Genomic DNA, 17,810 nt, shown 5'->3' on the forward strand with positions numbered 1-17,810 from the left:
GACTCACGGCATGTACCGGCGGCGCGACACGCGCCGCGAGCAGCTGGTCGCCGAGATCACCAACAACCTCCGGCGGTACGCGGTGGACGCCCAGCAGGTCGGTCACGCCTTCGCCAACCTGCACGGCCTCAACCCGACCGACCTGCGGGCCCTGATCGCCGTGATGGACGCCGAACTGCTCGGCGACCCGATCACCCCCGGCCGCCTCGGTGAGCAGCTCAACCTCTCCTCCGGCTCGGTCACCGCCCTGATCGACCGGCTGGAGCGGGCCGGGCACATCCGCCGGGACCGGGACACCGTCGACCGGCGCAAGGTGCTGCTGCACTACGCCGACCAGGGCGCCACGCTCGCCATGGAGTTCTTCCAGCCGCTGGGCGCCCGTACCGACACGGTGATGGACCGGTTCGACGAGGACGAGCTGGAGGTGGTGCACCGGTTCATGGCGGCGATGAGCGAGTCGATCCGCGCGCACCGCGACTCGGTGCGCGCCGCCCGACCCGAGCCGCCCCGCCGCCCGACGGGCTGACCGTGTCGCGTCGTCTCGTCGCCCGCCTGGCCGGTGCCGCGCTGCGGCTGCCGCCGACCCGCACCGGACCGGTGCGGGTCACCCGGGACATTCCGGTACGCGCCCGCGACGGCGTGGTGCTGCGCACCGACCACTACGCCCCGGCCGCCCCCGACGCGCCCACCGTGCTGATCCGCACCCCGTACGGACGGGGTGGGCCGTTGCGGCTGCTCGGGCGGCTGCTCGCCGCACGCGGCCAGCACGCGGTGATCCAGTCCTGCCGGGGCACCGGCGGATCCGGTGGGACCTTCGCCCCGCTGGTGCACGAGCGCGACGACGGGTTGGACACCCTCGACTGGCTGCGGCGCCAACCCTGGTGGGCCGGCGCGCTCGGCATGTTCGGCGTCAGCTACCAGGGCTTCGCGCAGTGGGCGCTGGCCGCCGACGCCGGCGACGACCTGCGCGCGATGGTCGCGGTGGTGACCGCCTCGGCCACCCGGGACTCGACGTACGCGGGGGAGTCGTTCGCCCTGGACACGGTGCTGACCTGGGCGGAGCTGCTGCACGCGCAGACGGTGCCGTGGCTGGCCCGGCAGTGGGAACTCAAGCGTGGGCAGCCCCGGCTGGCCGCCGCGCTGGAACATCTGCCGCTGGCCGACGCCGACCGGGTGGCCACCGGCGTGCGGATCCCCTTCTTCCAGGAGTGGCTGCGCCACCACACCCCGGACGCCCCGTACTGGCGGACACGGGTCTTCGCCGACCGCGTCGCCCGGGTACGGGCGCCGGTGCTCATGGTCACCGGCTGGCACGACATCTTCCTGCCCGCCCAGCTCGACGACCACGCCACGCTGCGCGCCGCCGGCGCCCGAGGGCGTCTCGTGATCGGTCCGTGGACGCACGGCAGCCCCGGCCTGTTCGCCGCCTCCCTGCGCGAGGGGCTGGCCTGGCTCGACGCGCACCTGACCCCGGCGGGCCGGGCTCCGGGCGGGCCGGCGCCGGTCCGGCTGCACGTGGCAGGCCGGGGCGGCGGCTGGCGCGACCTGCCGGACTGGCCGCCGCCCGCGGTCGACACCGCGTGGCACCTGCACCCGGGCGGCGAGCTGGCGGCGCGTCCGCCGGTCGGGTCGACGCCGGACGGGTTCCGCTACGACCCGGCCGATCCGACCCCCTCGGTGGGTGGGCCGCTGCTCGTCGCGCAGCGGGCCGGCACGGTGGACAACGGAAGTGTCGAGGCCCGCCCCGACGTGCTGACCTACACCAGCGCCCCGCTGGCCCGGCCGCTGGAAGTGATCGGCCCGGTGCGCGCCGAGATCCACGTCCGCGGTGAGCTGCCGTACCTCGATGTCTTCGTGCGACTGTGCGACGTGGACCGTCGGGGCCGGTCCTGGAACGTGTGCGACGGGCTGGTCCGGGTCACCCCCGACCGGTTCCCGGGCGACGCGTCCGGCGCGCTGCGGGTTCCGGTGCCGCTCTGGCCGACCGCGTACCGGTTCGCCGCCGGGCACCGGTTGCGGTTGCAGGTCTCCGGAGGCGCCCATCCGCGCTGGGCGCGCAACCCGGGCAGCGGCGAATCCCTTGGTACGGCAGTGACGCTGTGTGCCGGATGGCGAGAGGTTCTGCACGACCCGGAGCACCCCTCCGCGCTGATGCTGCCGATCATCCACAGTGGTTCCGCACAATCTATAAGCCGCTGAGCTGGGCATTCATCGAAATTGCGGGCTATGGTTGTGCTAACGCCCGGCGCCGTGCACCAGTAGGCCGGGCTCGCCCGAAGTTTCCTGACCGCGTACGCGGTGTGATGTCGCACGCCCGGCCCCCATCCATTGGAAAGGGGGACCCCATGACCCGGGCCCCGGCGAATCTGTTGGCCCTCCGAAGTCTGCTTCTCACCCATCTCGACAACGCTCCCGGACCGGACGATCTGGAGCCGGCGGAGGTCGGCATCGTCGGCGACGCCGACCACCGGGGCGGGTACCACTGCGGATCGGACCGGGTCGTCACCAACGACTACTCCGTGGTGGAGTCACCCCGCGACGGTGCCGGCCTGACCCTCGACGCCGCGGCGCTCGACGTCGGCGGCTTCGAGGTCCGCTCCGCCGGTCGTACCCACACCCTGGCCAGCTTCTCGGTCTGGTGTGTGGGGCAGTGCGTCGCGAACGCGGCGGATACCCGCGACATCCGCGAGATCATCTACAGCCCCGACGGTACGACCGTGAAGCGGTGGGACCGGCTCGGCAAGCGCACCAGTGGCGACACCACACACCGCTGGCACACCCACTTCAGTTTCTTCCGCGACGCGATCAAGGCGGGCCGTGACCAGCGGCCGCTGTTCCGCCGCTACCTCAGCTCCATCGGACTCCTGGAGGACAACGACATGACCCCCGAAGAGCACGCCTGGCTGGCCACCGTCCACCAGAACCTGACCCTGTTGGACGGTCGCAACCCGATCGGTCAGATCTACACCCGTATGGCGCTGGGGCAGGACGCCACCGTCAGCAACTACAAGCCGGAGAGCCCGACGCTGACGTCCATCGCCGCGCAGGTGAGCGCGCTGCAGGCCGCGTTGACCGCGCTGTCCGGCCGGGACTTCACCGACGAGCCCGCCATCGTCCAGGGTGTGCTCGCCGGGTTGACCCCCGAGCGGATCGCCGCGGCCATCCCGCCGACCATGGCCAAGCAGGTCGCCGACGAACTGGCGCGCCGGCTGGTCGCCTGATCGTCGGCGGCTCCGCCCGCCACTCCGCAACAATCATTGGGCAACGTATATTGCGCAAGAGTGGTTGCGGATGGCAGGTTGGGCCGCATGGAAAGCCCCGACCTACGCCAGGTCACCGACTCCCGGGTCCTCGCGGCCATGGCCCACCCGCTGCGCCGCCGCCTGATGGACGTCCTCAAGGTCCACGGGCCGTCCACCGTCGGCATGCTCGCCGACCGCACCGACCAGGCGCCCGCCAACGTCAGCCACCACCTCAAGGTCCTCGCCGCCGGCGAGCTGGTCACCGAGGCCCCCGAACTGGCCCGGGACCGGCGCGAGCGGTGGTGGCGACTGGTCACCCGGGGGGTGCGCTGGTCCAACAGCGACTTCGACGCCGACCCGGCCGCCCGAGCCGTCGCCGACGCCGCCACGTCGCTCAACCTGGACCGGCACGTCGCCCTGGCCCGAGCCTGGCACGCCGCCGACGACTCGACGCAGGCCACCTGGCACGACGGCCCCTTCTCCACCGACAAGTGGCTGCACCTCACCCCGGACGAACTGGCCGAGCTGAGCCGCGAAATGATCGACCTGCTAGCCCGCTGGGCCGACCGGCCGCTGCCCGACGACGGGCGGGACCGCCAGCTGGTCTTCGTGTTCGCCCACGGCGTTCCAGCCCGGCCGTGACCGCGGCCACCCGCACCGATCCGAGCCCGGCCCGGCCGGGCGGCGGACTGCTGCGGCATCGGGACTTCCGGCTGCTCTGGGCCGGCCAGACCGTCAGCAGCGTCGGCAGCAACGTCACCACGGTCGCGCTGCCGCTGGTCGCCGTGGCCGTCCTCGACGCCGGCACCTTCCAGGTGGCGGTGCTCACCGCCGCGGCCTGGCTGCCCTGGCTGCTGATCGGCCTACCGGCCGGCGCGTGGGTGGACCGGCTGCCACGCCGGCCGGTGATGGTGGTCTGCGACCTGCTCTGCGCGCTGGCCTTCCTCAGCGTGCCACTGGCCGCCGCACTGGACCAGCTCACCGTCGGGCACCTGCTGCTCGTCGCGCTCGGCGCCGGCACCGCGCGGGTCTTCTTCGAGACCGCCGACCAGGTCTACCTCCCCGTCGTGCTGCGACCCGACCAGCTGCCCGAGGGCAACGCGAAACTCCAGGCCACCCAGACCGTCAGCTATGTCGTCGGGCCGGGCATCGCCGGCCTGATCGCCCAACTCACCGGCGCCGTCGCCGCGCTGCTGCTGGACGCCCTCACGTTCCTGCTCTCCGCGGCCTTCCTGCTGCGCATCCGCACCGTCGAGCCACCCGCCGCACGGGCCGCCCACTCCCGGTCACTGCGCCGCGACATCGCCGAAGGACTGCGCTTCGTCATCCGCGACCCGTACCTGCGGGTGCTCACGGTCTTCGGCGCGGCCAGCAACATCGGGCTCACCGGCTACCAGGCCGTCCTGGTGGTTTTCCTGGTGCGCGAGCTGCGACTCGCGCCCGGCATGGTGGGCGCCGTGGTCGCGGTGATGAGCGTCGGGGGGATCGTCGGCGCGCTGCTGGCCACCACGCTGGCGCGGCGCTGCGGCACCGCGCGGGCCATGCTGATCGGGGCGGCCCTGACCGGACCGCCCGCGCTGCTCATCCCCCTGGCCGCACCCGGCGCCGGCCTCGTCTGGCCGGCGCTCGGCGGGGTGCTGATCGGCCTCGGCGTCGCCGTCGGCAACGTGGTGAAGGGCGCCTTCCGGCAGACGTACACCCCGCACCACCTGCTCGGCCGCGTGACCGTGAGCATGCAGCTGCTCAACTTCGGCGCCATCCCGCTCGCGGCCGTGCTGGCCGGTGCGCTCGGCGCACGCTACGGCGTCGCGACAGCGATCACGGTGATGACCACCTGGCTGGCCCTCACGCCGATGATTCTGGTGATGGGACCGCTCCGGCGGCGGCGGGACCTGCCCGCCGCCCCGGCGGCGTCTTGAGTGCGCTGCGACGGCGACCGGCGAACCGGCCGCCGTCACCGGCACGGAGCTACATCGGGCGGACGTTGTCCGCCTGCGGACCCTTCTGCCCCTGGGTCACCTCGAACTCGACCTTCTGGCCCTCGTTGAGCTCCCGGTAGCCGCTCGTCGCGATGGCGGAGTAGTGGACGAACACGTCCGGCCCTCCACCGTCCTGCTCGATGAAGCCGAAGCCCTTTTCCGAGTTGAACCACTTAACCGTGCCGGTTGCCATGCATCTCTCCCTGTTCAAAGCGGCTGACCCTCGACCTGTGGCCGATGATCGCCCGTACCTGTTCGACAGTAACGGGCAAACCCGCGATCTGCCGGCCGAAGTGCCGTAGGTCTTCGTGCGAAGTCGAGTGAACTCTGCGCGCCGGCGGCTGAAAACGACCCCGGTGACTCTCCGCTGGGGCATGCTTGCGCCGATGAGGGGTGCCACAGCCACCGCGCTGACCGTGCTGGAGCGCGAGATCGACGCGCCCGGCAGCGGCCTGGACCGGCTCCAGTTGGTGCCCATCCCGTTCGTCCCGGAGGTACGACTGCACCTCGCCGAGGACGCCATCGTCTGGTGGGCCCGCATGGAGGCGGCCGCCGGGCACACTTTGCCACCGCCCTACTGGGCCTCCGTCTGGGCCGGCGGCCAGGCCCTGGCCCGGCACCTGCTGGACCACCCGGAACTCGTCGTCGGCCGGCGGGTGCTCGACCTCGCCGCCGGATCGGGGCTGGTGGCCATCGCCGCCGCGCTGTGCGGCGCGACCCGGGTCGTCGCCAACGACATCGACCCGTACGCCGTGGCCGCCGTCACCGTCAACGCACGCGCCAACCAGGTCGACGTCGACACGACCGGAGACGACCTGCTCGACCGCGCCGACGCGGAGGCGGACCTGGTGGTCGCCGGCGACGTCTTCTACAGCCGCGCGCTGGCCGACCGGGTGCTGCCGTTCCTGCAACGGGCCGCCGCCGGCGGTGCCGACGTCCTGGTCGGCGACCCCGACCGGGGGCACCTGCCCGAGGACCGGTTGACGGTGCTGGCCGACTACCCGGTGCCCACCACCGAACCATCCGTCGACTCGTCGCTGCGCCGGGTCCGGGTGCTGCGACCCGCGTGACGCCGAGACCACTCAGGGGTGACCCCGAGGCCGATACCAGGGGACGCTGGGGGACGCGACCGGATGTCCACGGTGGCAGGTCGGCCATAGCGTACGCAGCATGACGCAATGGCTGGCCCAGGTCGGAGAGTTGCCCATCCTGCTGCTGATGGGCGCGCTCGGGATCGTCATGCTCTTCGACGCCGTACCCCTGCTCGGCGTCCTCATCCCCGGCGACGTGGCGATCCTCGCCGCGGTCGGGGTGGGCCGACCGGCCACCGGGCTCGCCACCTTCACCGCGGTGCTCGCCGGCTGCCTCGCCGGCTGGTCGCTGAGTTTCCTCGTCGGCCGCCGGTACGCCGAACGCCTCCGCAGCAGCCGGGTCGGTGACTGGATCGGCGAGGCCCGCTGGAGTGCGGCGGAAGGGATCCTGCGCCGCGGCGGCGGCGGGATGATGGTGGTCGCGCCGTTCCTGCCGGTGTTCAACGCGCTGCTGCCGCTCGCCGCCGGCGGGCTGCGGATGTCGTACCGCCGGTTCCTCGGCTGCGCGACACTCGGCGTCGCCGCCTGGGCCGGCCTCTACCTCGCGCTGGGCACCGCGTCGCGGTCCCTGGCCGGACTGCTGCCCGGCACGCCGAGCCCTCTGCTGGTCACGATGGGCGTTGGGCTGGTGCTGGCTTCCGTCGTGTTGCTGGGTGCCCGGCGTCGGTTGTTCGCTGTCGCTTCCTGAGCTGCTGCGGTTCCGCCCCCGTCGTGGTGGCGGCTCGTCCGGGGGGTCGCCGCCCACCGGTGGTTTGTCGGGCTTGGTGGTTTTCGGTCAGCGTCGGGTTTCCCCGTTGGTCGTTACCAGCCTCGGGCTTTCCACTGGGGGAGGGCTGGGCGTTCGGCTCCCAGGGTGCTGTCCTTGCCGTGGCCGGGGTAGAACCAGGTGTCGTCCGCAAGCTGGTCGAACAGCTTGTGCTCGACGTCGTCGATCAGCGCGGCGAACCGCTCCGGGTCCTTGTCGGTGTTGCCGACCCCACCGGGAAAGAGGCTGTCACCGGTGAAGAGGTGGCCGGTGCCGGCCGGGTCACGGTAGAGCAGCGCGATCGAACCCGGGGTGTGCCCCTTGAGGTGGATGACCTCCAGCGCGCAGTCGCCGACCGGCACGGTGTCACCGTCGGCGAGCCGCTCCGCCTCGATCGGCAGCCCCGCCGCGTCGTCGGCGTGCACCAGCGCCCGCGCACCGGTCTTGGCCACCACCTCCTCCAGTGCCACCCAGTGGTCCATGTGCTGGTGGGTGGTCACCACGGCCGTCAGCCCGCCGTCGCCGATCAGCTCCAGCAGCCGGGGTGCCTCGTTGGCCGCGTCGATGAGCACCTGCTCACCGGTGCCCGTGCAGCGCAGCAGGTAGGCGTTGTTGTCCATCGGACCCACCGACAGCTTGCTGATGGTGAGCCCGTCCAACTCCCGTACCGCCGGCGGGCCGCCGTGGGTGACATCTCCGCTGTAGGTCATGACGTTTCTATATCCATTCCGGTGGAGTAGGCAGGGGGCCGTCGGGTGTGACGGCGAGTGTGTCGCCGCCGCCACGGCCGATCAGCCAGGCGGCGAGGTCCGGTGCGGGACCGGAGACGACCGGGGCGCCGACCCGGTCCCCGATCACCAACTCGTGCGGGCCGCCGTCGACACGCAGCACCATCGACGGCGGCGCCGGCCGGTTGCCGTGGTGGGTGGCCGCCTCGCGCAGCAGCCGGAGGGTGAACGTCTCCGACCATGCCGAGGCGCGGTAGTCGGCGGCCAGATCGAGATGGTGCACCTCGATCTCGCGCAGCCGACCCCAGACGAGCAGCGCGGCGGGCCACGGGCCCCGGCGAGCCTGCACCGTCGCCGCCCACGCCTCGGCCGGCATGGCGGCGACCGCCTCGGCGAACAGGTCCGCGGTACGCCGCAGGTCGTCCAGGTGCTCGGCGGGTGGCCGGCCGGCGCCGGACTCGATGTCGGCCGTCCGGGCCGCGAGTGAGGCGTACATCGGCACCGGCTGCCCGGTGCGGGCCGAGGTGAGCAGGTTGACGAAGCCGTCGGCGTTGCGCGCCAGGTGGGCCAGGACGTGCCCGCGCGTCCAGCCCGGCAGCAGCGAGGGGCCCGCCAGGTCCGCGGTGTCGAAGGTAGCCGCGGTCCGCAGCAACCGGTCGGTGGCGGCGTCCACCTCACCCATCAGCAGCAGCGGATCCGTGGTCACCCGTAGACCCTAGCGGTGAACCGGGCGCGTCGTCGCCGGGGAAATCGCTTTCGGCGCGTCGGCGCGCGCCCTACCGTCGGCGGCATACGCGGCACCGGGACGTCGGACGGAGGTGGTGATCATGCCGGCCGTGACACGCGTGTTCCGCCATCACCCGTTTCGACACCGATGAGGATGCCATGACGATCGATCTGACCGCCCTCGGCTGGGACGCCGAGCGCGCGGCGTACGGCACCCGGCGGGGTGAGCACCGACCGGCCCGGGTGGCCCGGGTGGACCGCGGGGTCTGCACGGTGCTCGCCGCCTCCGGCCCGGTCCGGGCCAGCCTGGGCGGAGCGGTCCTGGCCGCCGCCGCCCGGGATCCCTCCACGCTGCCCTGCGCGGGCGACTGGGTGCTGCTCGGGCAGTGGCCCGACGGCCGCGTCACCGTCGAGGCGGTGCTGCCGCGGCGGGCCGCGCTGATCCGCCGTACCGCCGGTAAGGACGCCAGCGGCCAGGTGCTGGCCGCCAACCTCGACGCCGCCGCCGTGGTGGAGCCGGTGCACCCGGAGCCGGACGTCGGCCGCATCGAGCGACTGCTCGCCCTGGTGCACGAGTCCGGAGCCCGGCCGCTGGTCGTGCTGACCAAGGCCGACCTCGCGGCCGACCCGGGCGCGCTGGCCCGGCAACTCGCCGCGGTCGCACCCGGTGTGCCGGTGCTGCCGGTCAGCGCCGAGCGCGGCGTCGGGCTCGACCCGCTGCGCGCCGAGGTGGCGCCGGGTCGCACCCTCGGCCTGCTCGGGCCGTCCGGTGCCGGTAAGTCGAGCCTGGTCAACGCCCTCGCCGGTGCCGTGATGATGCCCACCCAGGCGATCCGGCGGGTCGACGGCAAGGGTCGGCACACCACCACCTGGCGGGCGCTCGTACCGATCCCCGGCGGCGGTGCGGTGATCGACACGCCCGGGGTACGGGCGGTCGGCCTGCTCGACGGCGTGACGGGGCTCGACCGGGCGTTCGCCGACATCGCCGGGCTGGCCGAGGGCTGCCGGTACGCCGACTGCGGGCACGACGGCGAGCCGGCGTGCGCCGTCCGCGACGCGCTGCGCACCGGCGAACTCTCCACCCGTCGGTGGGAGAGCTGGCGGCGGCTGCAGGGTGAGGTGGCGCACGAGAGCCGGCGGCGGGAGGCGCGCACGGCCGCCGAACGACGCGGTGGGTGGCGCTCGGCCCGACGTCGGGCGGCCCGACCGCCGGCGCCCGGTGGCTACTGAGCCCGGCGGTGCGTGCCGCGCTCGCGGGCGCGCGGCCGACCGGGCTGAGCTGGGGGAATGTGCGGGCGCGGGAAACTGTCGTACCTCGGGGCTAGAGTTGCCGAGGCGTGATTTCCGCGCCCGCACAACCGCTCAGAATCACTCCAGAGCGGGACAGATCCTCCGCATCGTCTTCTCCCGGGAGTACACGCACCGTGGCCGACCGACTGATCATCCGTGGCGCGCGCGAGCACAACCTGCGTGACGTCAGTCTCGACCTGCCCCGGGACGCGCTCATCGTGTTCACCGGGCTGTCCGGGTCGGGCAAGTCGAGCCTGGCCTTCGACACGATCTTCGCCGAGGGGCAGCGGCGCTACGTCGAGTCGCTCTCGTCGTACGCCCGGCAGTTCCTCGGCCAGATGGACAAGCCCGACGTCGACTTCATCGAGGGCCTGAGCCCGGCCGTCTCGATCGACCAGAAATCCACCTCGCGCAACCCGCGTTCGACCGTCGGCACCATCACCGAGGTCTACGACTACCTGCGCCTGCTCTACGCCCGCATCGGCGAGCCGCACTGCCCGGTCTGCGGCGAACGGATCTCCCGCCAGAGCCCCCAGCAGATCGTCGACCGGGTCCTCGCGATGACCGAGGGCACCAAGTTCATGGTGCTCGCCCCGGTCATCCGCGGCCGCAAGGGTGAGTACGTCGACCTTTTCGCCGAGCTGCAGGCCAAGGGCTACGCCCGTGCCCGCGTCGACGGTGTGGTGCACCCGCTCACCGAGCCGCCGAAGCTCAAGAAGCAGGAGAAGCACACCATCGAGGTGGTGATCGACCGGCTCACCGTCAAGCCGAGCGCCAAGCAGCGGCTGACCGACTCGGTCGAGGCCGCCCTGGGCCTGTCCAGCGGTCTGGTGCTGCTCGACTTCGTCGACCTCCCCGAGGACGACCCGGACCGGGAGCGCCGCTACTCCGAGCACCTGGCCTGCCCCAACGACCACCCCCTCGCCATCGAGGATCTCGAGCCCCGGGTCTTCTCCTTCAACGCCCCGTACGGCGCCTGCCCGGAGTGCACCGGCCTGGGCACCAAGAAGGAGGTCGACCCGGAGCTGCTGGTCCCCGACCCGGAGCGCACCCTGCGCGAGGGCGCCATCCAGCCCTGGTCCACCGGGCACAACCTGGAATACTTCCTGCGCCTGCTGGAGGCGCTCGGCGACGCCCAGCACTTCACCGTCGACACCCCGTGGCGGGCGCTGCCGGCCCGGGCGCAGAAGACGATCCTGCACGGCTCCGACGACCAGGTGCACGTGCGGTACCGCAACAAGTACGGCCGCGAGCGCTCCTACTACACCGGCTTCGAGGGTGTGGTGCAGTGGATCGAGCGCCGGCACTCCGACACCGAGTCCGAGTGGTCCCGCGACAAGTACGAGGGCTACATGCGCGACGTGCCGTGCGCGGCCTGCGGCGGTGCCCGGCTCAAGCCCGAGGTGCTCGCCGTCACCCTCGCCGGCAAGAGCATCGCCGAGGTCTGCAACCTGTCCGTGGGCGAGTGCGCCGACCTGCTCGCCGGCATCGAGCTGACCGACCGGCAAAAGATGATCGCCGAGCGGGTCCTCAAGGAGATCAACGCCCGGCTGCGGTTCCTGCTCGACGTCGGCCTGGACTACCTCTCCCTGGACCGGCCGGCCGGCACCCTGTCCGGCGGCGAGGCGCAGCGCATCCGGCTCGCCACCCAGATCGGCTCCGGCCTGGTGGGCGTGCTCTACGTGCTCGACGAACCGTCGATCGGGCTGCACCAGCGCGACAACCACCGGCTGATCGAGACCCTGATCCGGCTGCGCGGGCTGGGCAACACGCTGATCGTGGTCGAGCACGACGAGGACACCATCCGCGTCGCCGACTGGATCGTCGACATCGGGCCCGGCGCGGGCGAGCACGGCGGCAAGATCGTGCACAGCGGGTCGGTGCCGGCCCTGCTGAAGAACAAGGAGTCGATCACCGGCGCGTACCTGTCGGGTAAGCGGTCGATCCCGACGCCGAAGTCGCGCCGCCCGCAGGACGCGGCCCGCGAGCTGGTGGTGCACGGAGCGCGGGAGCACAACCTGCGCAACCTGACGGTGTCGTTCCCGCTGGGTCAGCTGATCGCCGTCACCGGGGTCAGCGGCTCGGGCAAGTCGACGCTGGTCAACGACATCCTGTACGCGGTGCTGGCCAACCAGATCAACGGCGCCCGGTTGGTGCCCGGCCGGCACACCCGGGTCGCCGGCCTGGAGCACGTGGACAAGGTCGTCGGCGTGGACCAGTCGCCGATCGGCCGGACGCCGCGCTCCAACCCGGCCACCTACACCGGCGTCTGGGACCACGTCCGCAAGCTCTTCGCCGAGACCACCGAGGCGAAGGTCCGCGGGTACGGTCCGGGCCGGTTCTCGTTCAACGTCAAGGGTGGGCGCTGCGAGGCGTGCTCCGGCGACGGCACCATCAAGATCGAGATGAACTTCCTGCCCGACGTGTACGTCCCCTGCGAGGTCTGCAAGGGCGCCCGGTACAACCGGGAGACCCTCGAGGTGCACTACAAGGGCAAGACCGTCTCGGACGTGCTGGAGATGCCGATCGAGGAGGCCGCCGAGTTCTTCTCCGCCATCCCGGCCATCCACCGGCACCTCAAGACGCTTGTCGACGTCGGCCTGGGCTACGTACGCCTCGGCCAGCCCGCGCCGACGCTGTCCGGCGGTGAGGCGCAGCGGGTCAAGCTCGCGTCCGAGCTGCAGAAGCGCTCCACCGGGCGGACGGTCTACGTGCTCGACGAGCCGACCACCGGCCTGCACTTCGAGGACATCCGCAAGCTGCTGATGGTGCTGGAGGGCCTGGTCGACAAGGGCAACACGGTGATCACCATCGAGCACAACCTCGACGTGATCAAGACGGCCGACTGGCTGATCGACATGGGCCCGGAGGGCGGCCACCGGGGCGGCACCGTGCTCGCCACCGGCACCCCCGAGGAGGTGGCCGAGGTGGCCGAGAGCCACACCGGCCAGTTCCTGCGCCAGGTGCTCAAGCTTGACGGCGAGGCCAAGGGCGCGGCCGCCGCCACCACCCGCGCCGCCAAGGCCAACGGCGTCACCAAGGCGCGGGCCGCTCGCAAGGTGCCGGCCGCCGCACGCTGACCCCGGTCGGGCGTGGCCGATTGTGTGCGGGGCGGGTCCGGTCGGGCCCGCCCCGTCCGCATTTCCCGGGTCGGACAGGCGGCGCGATGAACCATCCGGCACAGTTGCCCGTGTGAAGAAGTGTGGCCGGCTCTCGGACCGGCGCAGCGGGCTAGAGAGAGGCGAGGCATGAGTGACGATCAGGCGCTGACCGGTCCCGGTACGCAGACCCGTCGAGCCCTGCTCACCGGTGTCGGTGCGGTCGGTGCGGCCGTCGTCCTGGCCGCCTGCGGCAGCGACGACGGCAGTGGCAGCGACGCACCCACCAGCGGTGGCCCGGCGGTGCCCAGCACCGGTGACGCCGGCGGCGGCGACCGGCAGAACGCCCAGTCGCTGGCCACCACCGCCGACATCCCGGTCGGCGGCGGCAAGGTCCTCGCGGCTGAGGGCGTGGTGATCACCCAGCCCGCCGCCGGTCAGTTCAAGGGCTTCAGCCCCATCTGCACCCACCAGAACTGCCCGGTCACGAACGTCGACGGCGGCACCATCAACTGCACCTGTCACGGCAGCAAGTTCTCGATCGAGGACGGCTCGGTGAAGGCCGGGCCGGCCACCAAGCCGCTGCCGCCCAAGGACATCAAGGTCACCGGAGACCAGATCTCCCTCGCCTGACGCGCTGATCGACTCGGGCTTCGTGGCCGGGGGTGTCCGGCGACACCCCGCCGTCCCCGGAGCCCGAGTTGATCAAGCGCTGACCGTGGGGTGTCGGGAGTGCGGACTAGGATTGTCGGTGTGGCTGACCCCTCGACCTACCGTCCCGCACCCGGCACCATCCCGGAGTTGCCGGGGGTCTACCGCTTCCGTGACGGCACCGGCCGAGTGATCTACGTCGGCAAGGCGCGAAACCTGCGCAGCCGGCTCAACTCCTACTTCGGCGACGTCTGGAACCTGCACGAGCGCACCCGGCAGATGGTCACCACCGCCGAGTCGGTGGACTGGATCACCGTCGGCACCGAGGTCGAGGCGCTCCAGCAGGAGTTCACCTGGATCAAGCAGTACGACCCCCGGTTCAACGTCCGCTACCGCGACGACAAGTCGTACCCCTACCTGGCCGTCACCCTCAATGAGGAGTACCCGCGGCTGCAGGTGATGCGCGGCGCCAAGCGCAAGGGCGTGCGCTACTTCGGGCCGTACTCACACGCCTGGGCCATTCGGGAGACCCTCGACCTGCTGCTGCGCGTGTTCCCTGCCCGCACGTGCTCCGCCGGGGTGTTCAAGCGGGCCGGCCAGGTTGGTCGCCCCTGCCTCCTCGGCTACATCGGCAAGTGCTCGGCGCCGTGCGTCGGCACCGTCTCCGCCGACGAACACCGCGCCATCGTCGACGGTTTCTGCGACTTCATGGCCGGCCGCACCGACACGATGGTCCGCAAGCTCGAACGTGAGATGACCGAGGCGAGCGAGCAACTGGAGTTCGAACGGGCCGCCCGGCTACGCGACGACGTGGCCGCGCTGCGCCGCGCCATGGAGAAGCAGACCGTGGTGCTGGGCGACGGCACCGACGCCGACGTGGTCGCGTTCGCCGACGATCCGCTCGAGGCGGCCGTGCAGGTCTTCCACGTCCGTGACGGCCGGGTCCGTGGCCAGCGCGGCTGGGTGGTGGAGAAGACCGAGGACCTGACCACCGGCGACCTGGTGCACCACTTCTGCACCCAGGTGTACGGCGGGGAGCACGGCGAGAGCGACGTACCCCGGGAGTTGCTCGTGCCCGAGCTGCCGGCGGACGCCGACGCGCTGGCCGAATGGCTCACCACCCACCGGGGCAGCCGGGTGTCGCTGCGGGTGCCGCAACGCGGCGACAAGCGGTCTTTGATGGAGACCGTCGAGCGCAACGCCAAGGACGCGTTGGCCCGGCACAAACTCAAGCGATCCGGTGACCTGACCACCCGGGGCAAGGCACTGGACGAGATCAGCGAGGCGCTGGACATGCGCACCTCGCCGCTGCGCATCGAATGCTTCGACATCTCCCAGATCCAGGGCACCGACGTGGTGGCCAGCATGGTGGTCTTCGAGGACGGGCTGCCCCGCAAGAGCGAATACCGGCGGTTCATCGTCCGAGGCGCCACCGACGACCTCTCCGCGATGTCCGAGGTGCTGCGCCGCCGCTTCGCCCGCTACCTGGACGCGCGGGCCGAGACGGGCGAGGTGGGCGTCGAGTCGACCGACGACCCGGCCGCCCCGGCGGACGCCGCCGAGCCGCAGGTCGGCGTCCTGATCGACCCGACCACCGGACGGCCGCGCAAATTCGCGTACCCACCCCAGCTGGTGGTCGTCGACGGCGGCGCCCCGCAGGTCGCCGCCGCCGCCCAGGCCCTCGCCGACCTGGGAATCGACGACGTGGCGCTCTGCGGGCTCGCCAAGCGACTGGAGGAGGTGTGGCTCCCCAACGACGAGTTCCCGGTCATCCTGCCGCGCACCTCCGAAGGGCTCTACCTGCTGCAACGGGTCCGCGACGAGGCGCACCGCTTCGCCATCACCTTCCACCGGCAACGCCGCTCCAAGCGGATGACCGAGTCGGCACTGGACCACGTACCCGGCCTGGGAGAGGTGCGGCGCAAGGCCCTGCTGCGGCACTTCGGTTCGCTCAAGCGACTCTCCGCCGCCACCGTGGACGAGATCACCGAGGTGCCCGGCCTGGGTCGGCGCACCGCCGAGGCGATCCTGGCCGCCCTCGACAAGGACGCGCGGGCCGACGACGGCGCGGAAGCGACACCCACCACCTGAGCACTGCCGCTCGCTCTGCCGGCTGGGACCGGCCAATCAGCCCACGCCGACTGTCCTCGCTCCGCCCCCTGATGGGGCGCGTCGCGTCGCGCCACGCATGATCGTGCTCGATCCTGGATGTAGTGGCCTCGTCGTCGCGGGGTGGGGCCTGTTTCCTGGATCGAGCACGATCATGGGCGGGTACCCCGGCCGGATGCGGATGCGGGTGGGAGTGGGCGAACGGTGGAGGCGGGCATGATCCACTCGCCTTCCTTGATGTCGGGGTATCTCCCGCACCCGGACACCCCGCTTTCACGGAACCCGAGTCGATCGCGCCGCGCCGTGGCCGCCGTGTTGTAGCCGCCAGGGATGATCGCGCTCGATCCTCTGGATGTAGTGGCCTCGTCATCGCGGGGTGGGGCCTGTTTCCTGGATCGAGCGCATCTTGGTCTTTGGGCGGGTCGCGGCTGGACGTGGTCGGGGTGGCGCGGGGTGTCCCCGGATCGGTGACCGCCGGCCGACGGGCCGAGTTGGGTGGGTTGTCGGGTTCGCGAGGTGCGGATCCCTGGAGCCCGTTGCCCGGCGACCTCCGCAGACTCGTGGCACGGTCGCCACTCGTGGTCTGGTCGCGCTCGTCTGCGGTCGGGACCGTCCGCGGCGGGACCGTCTGCGGTCGCGATCCGTCGGGGAGGTTGCTCCCTGATCCTGTCGGTAGACGGCGGCCTCCCGGATGGTGCGCGGATCTTGGGTGCCGCCTGTTTGCGTGGTGTGGTGGCGGGTGTCTGGTTCTGGTTGGGGTCTGCGGTTGGTGGGTTGTCGGGTTTGGGGTGGGCTGTCGGGTTTGGGGTGGGGTGTCGAGTGACCGGGGGCATCGCGGTGGTGGAATCGGGGGCCGGGCGGGGTCGTTATACCTGGCATGCCACCGCGACTTCGGTCGCTGGTGTGCGGGCGGTCGCTGGGAACATGGGCCTGACCGCCCCGGGTTACCCCCCCGGGAGCATGACCGGCCGGGCAGGTGGCGCGATGATCCGCCGGTCCGGTGCTGTCCACCGGTGGGGTGTCGCGGGATGCGGGGCAGGATCTCTCAGTGATCGTGATGCCACACCGGCATCAAGATGACTGACCGGCATCACGCTCAACGGAGCCCGCGGCTCCGTCCGGGCACGAGGGCCAGGTACATCCCCCGGCACCACCGAGTACCACAGGCCCGACGGTCTGGCGGAATGATCCCCGGGCCCGGCCGGTTACACCCCCGGCACAGCCGAGCACCACAGGCCGACGGCCCGGCGGAATGATCCCCGGGCCCGGCCGGTTACACCCCCGGCACCACCGAGCACCACAGGCCCGACGGTCTGGCGGAATGATCCGCCGCTGCGGACCGTTACACCCTGTCCCGACGCCGGCCCCCCCTGTGGGTCGCCGGGCAGATTCCCCTTGAACTTCCCCCGCACCGGCACGCACCCCCAGCGTGCCGTTGCGGTATCCCCCGACAGGCAGAGGAGCACGCCATCATGCGTACCGATCTGATCCGTAAGACCGCCCTGACCGCCGCTGGCCTCGCGTTCACCGGCGGCGCCATCGCCGGCCCCGTCACCGCCGCCTACGCCGCGTCGCCGACCACACCGAGCACCCACACCCAGACCGACCGCAAGAGCGGTGAGCGGGAACTGGCCGTGCGCTACGAAGCCCAGCCGAACTTCTACTACTGCGGCCCCGCCGCCACCCGCAACGCCCTGTCCGTACAGGGCAAGAACATCAACGTCGACGACATGGCCAAGGAAATGGGCACCACCGAGGCCGGCACCAACTCCATCAACGACATCACCCCCGTGCTGAACAAGGAAACCGGCAAGCCCAACGCCTACCACTCCGTCGAGATCCCCAACCCGAACGCCGACGCCACGCAGACCGACAAGCTGCGCGCCGACATCGTCACCACCGTCGACGACGGACGGGCCGTGGTCGCCAACATCGCCGGCACCAGCACCGACACCGACGGCATCACCCACTCGTTCGAGGGCGGGCACTACATCAGCGTCGTCGGCTACCGCGACGGTGGCAACACCGTGAAGATCGCCGACTCCGCCAACCCCGACACCGCCTCCTACTGGATCAGCGTCGAGCACCTCGCCGACTGGATCGCCACCCGCGGCTACTCCACCAGCTGACCCACACACCCACACACCGAAA

15 protein-coding genes are annotated in these 17,810 nt (G+C 71.8%); 12 read left to right on the forward strand and 3 right to left on the reverse strand.

Annotated features, from left to right (window positions below; all coding sequences use genetic code 11):
- Nucleotides 1–10 precede the first annotated feature (10 nt).
- From O7620_RS03860 to O7620_RS03880, 5 genes are all read left to right on the forward strand, one after another.
- Complete coding sequence (locus tag O7620_RS03860) at nucleotides 11–526, forward strand: MarR family transcriptional regulator (RefSeq protein ID WP_151489474.1); 516 nt, start codon at nucleotides 11–13, stop codon at nucleotides 524–526.
- Nucleotides 527–528: 2 nt separating this feature from the next.
- A complete protein-coding gene (locus O7620_RS03865) occupies nucleotides 529–2,199 on the forward strand; it encodes a CocE/NonD family hydrolase (protein ID WP_278121882.1) in 1,671 nt (556 codons plus the stop codon).
- A 146-nt stretch (nucleotides 2,200–2,345) separates the two neighbouring features.
- Nucleotides 2,346–3,221: a hypothetical protein gene (locus O7620_RS03870; protein WP_278121883.1), complete on the forward strand. Its 876-nt coding sequence runs from the start codon at nucleotides 2,346–2,348 to the stop codon at nucleotides 3,219–3,221.
- Between the two features lie 87 nt (nucleotides 3,222–3,308).
- Nucleotides 3,309–3,884 carry a helix-turn-helix domain-containing protein gene (locus tag O7620_RS03875; RefSeq protein WP_278121884.1) on the forward strand — a complete coding sequence of 192 codons (576 nt, stop codon included), beginning with the start codon at nucleotides 3,309–3,311 and terminating at the stop codon, nucleotides 3,882–3,884.
- Nucleotides 3,881–5,161, forward strand: coding sequence for an MFS transporter (locus tag O7620_RS03880; RefSeq protein ID WP_278121885.1), 1,281 nt, complete (start codon nucleotides 3,881–3,883; stop codon nucleotides 5,159–5,161). Before O7620_RS03875 ends, O7620_RS03880 begins: the two co-directional genes overlap by 4 nt.
- Nucleotides 5,162–5,210: 49 nt before the next feature.
- Here the strand turns inward: O7620_RS03880 and O7620_RS03885 are convergent, their stop codons facing one another.
- Nucleotides 5,211–5,414, reverse strand: coding sequence for a cold-shock protein (locus O7620_RS03885; protein ID WP_007072071.1), 204 nt, complete (start codon nucleotides 5,412–5,414; stop codon nucleotides 5,211–5,213).
- Between the two features lie 193 nt (nucleotides 5,415–5,607).
- Between O7620_RS03885 and O7620_RS03890 the strand changes: the two genes are divergently transcribed.
- Nucleotides 5,608–6,291 (forward strand): 50S ribosomal protein L11 methyltransferase, encoded by a 684-nt coding sequence (locus tag O7620_RS03890; protein ID WP_347403751.1) that lies wholly within the window; start codon nucleotides 5,608–5,610, stop codon nucleotides 6,289–6,291.
- 100 nt (nucleotides 6,292–6,391) lie between these two features.
- The gene (locus tag O7620_RS03895) at nucleotides 6,392–7,000 is read left to right on the forward strand and encodes a VTT domain-containing protein (RefSeq protein WP_278121886.1); all 609 of its coding nucleotides are present in this window, start codon (nucleotides 6,392–6,394) and stop codon (nucleotides 6,998–7,000) included.
- A 113-nt stretch (nucleotides 7,001–7,113) separates the two neighbouring features.
- Here O7620_RS03895 and O7620_RS03900 read toward each other — a convergent pair whose 3' ends face one another.
- Complete coding sequence (locus tag O7620_RS03900; protein WP_278121887.1) at nucleotides 7,114–7,767, reverse strand: MBL fold metallo-hydrolase; 654 nt, start codon at nucleotides 7,765–7,767, stop codon at nucleotides 7,114–7,116.
- A 7-nt stretch (nucleotides 7,768–7,774) separates the two neighbouring features.
- Nucleotides 7,775–8,491, reverse strand: coding sequence for a maleylpyruvate isomerase family mycothiol-dependent enzyme (locus O7620_RS03905; protein WP_278121888.1), 717 nt, complete (start codon nucleotides 8,489–8,491; stop codon nucleotides 7,775–7,777).
- Nucleotides 8,492–8,670: 179 nt separating this feature from the next.
- On the opposite strand from O7620_RS03905, the gene rsgA reads away from it, so the two are divergent.
- The 5 genes from rsgA to O7620_RS03930 all read left to right on the forward strand — a co-directional run bounded on the left by rsgA (nucleotide 8,671) and on the right by O7620_RS03930 (nucleotide 17,788).
- The gene (gene rsgA, locus O7620_RS03910; RefSeq protein ID WP_151489470.1) at nucleotides 8,671–9,741 is read left to right on the forward strand and encodes a ribosome small subunit-dependent GTPase A; all 1,071 of its coding nucleotides are present in this window, start codon (nucleotides 8,671–8,673) and stop codon (nucleotides 9,739–9,741) included.
- Nucleotides 9,742–9,935: 194 nt separating this feature from the next.
- On the forward strand, nucleotides 9,936–12,881 hold the full coding sequence (uvrA, locus tag O7620_RS03915) for an excinuclease ABC subunit UvrA (protein WP_278121889.1): 2,946 nt from the start codon (nucleotides 9,936–9,938) through the stop codon (nucleotides 12,879–12,881).
- 168 nt (nucleotides 12,882–13,049) lie between these two features.
- On the forward strand, nucleotides 13,050–13,532 hold the full coding sequence (locus tag O7620_RS03920; protein ID WP_151489472.1) for a Rieske (2Fe-2S) protein: 483 nt from the start codon (nucleotides 13,050–13,052) through the stop codon (nucleotides 13,530–13,532).
- A 120-nt stretch (nucleotides 13,533–13,652) separates the two neighbouring features.
- Nucleotides 13,653–15,641: an excinuclease ABC subunit UvrC gene (uvrC, locus tag O7620_RS03925; protein ID WP_278121890.1), complete on the forward strand. Its 1,989-nt coding sequence runs from the start codon at nucleotides 13,653–13,655 to the stop codon at nucleotides 15,639–15,641.
- Between the two features lie 1,490 nt (nucleotides 15,642–17,131).
- Nucleotides 17,132–17,788, forward strand: a complete 657-nt coding sequence (locus O7620_RS03930; RefSeq protein WP_278121891.1) for a C39 family peptidase — start codon at nucleotides 17,132–17,134, stop codon at nucleotides 17,786–17,788.
- Nucleotides 17,789–17,810 lie beyond the last annotated feature (22 nt).

Origin of the sequence: Micromonospora sp. WMMD710 (genome assembly GCF_029626045.1) — a bacterium.
In the GTDB taxonomy this organism is placed as follows: Bacteria; Actinomycetota; Actinomycetes; order Mycobacteriales; family Micromonosporaceae; genus Micromonospora.

Bases quoted from the DNA above. Each gene is read 5' to 3' on its own strand.
- O7620_RS03860 (WP_151489474.1), top strand. From the start codon at position 11: ATGTACCGGCGGCGCGACACGCGCCGCGAGCAGCTGGTCGCCGAGATC.
- O7620_RS03930 (WP_278121891.1), top strand. From the start codon at position 17,132: ATGCGTACCGATCTGATCCGTAAGACCGCCCTGACCGCCGCTGGCCTC.
- O7620_RS03875 (WP_278121884.1), top strand. From the start codon at position 3,309: ATGGAAAGCCCCGACCTACGCCAGGTCACCGACTCCCGGGTCCTCGCG.
- O7620_RS03890 (WP_347403751.1), top strand. From the start codon at position 5,608: ATGAGGGGTGCCACAGCCACCGCGCTGACCGTGCTGGAGCGCGAGATC.
- O7620_RS03895 (WP_278121886.1), top strand. From the start codon at position 6,392: ATGACGCAATGGCTGGCCCAGGTCGGAGAGTTGCCCATCCTGCTGCTG.
- O7620_RS03870 (WP_278121883.1), top strand. From the start codon at position 2,346: ATGACCCGGGCCCCGGCGAATCTGTTGGCCCTCCGAAGTCTGCTTCTC.
- O7620_RS03900 (WP_278121887.1), bottom strand. From the start codon at position 7,767: ATGACCTACAGCGGAGATGTCACCCACGGCGGCCCGCCGGCGGTACGG.
- rsgA (WP_151489470.1), top strand. From the start codon at position 8,671: ATGACGATCGATCTGACCGCCCTCGGCTGGGACGCCGAGCGCGCGGCG.
- O7620_RS03920 (WP_151489472.1), top strand. From the start codon at position 13,050: ATGAGTGACGATCAGGCGCTGACCGGTCCCGGTACGCAGACCCGTCGA.
- O7620_RS03885 (WP_007072071.1), bottom strand. From the start codon at position 5,414: ATGGCAACCGGCACGGTTAAGTGGTTCAACTCGGAAAAGGGCTTCGGC.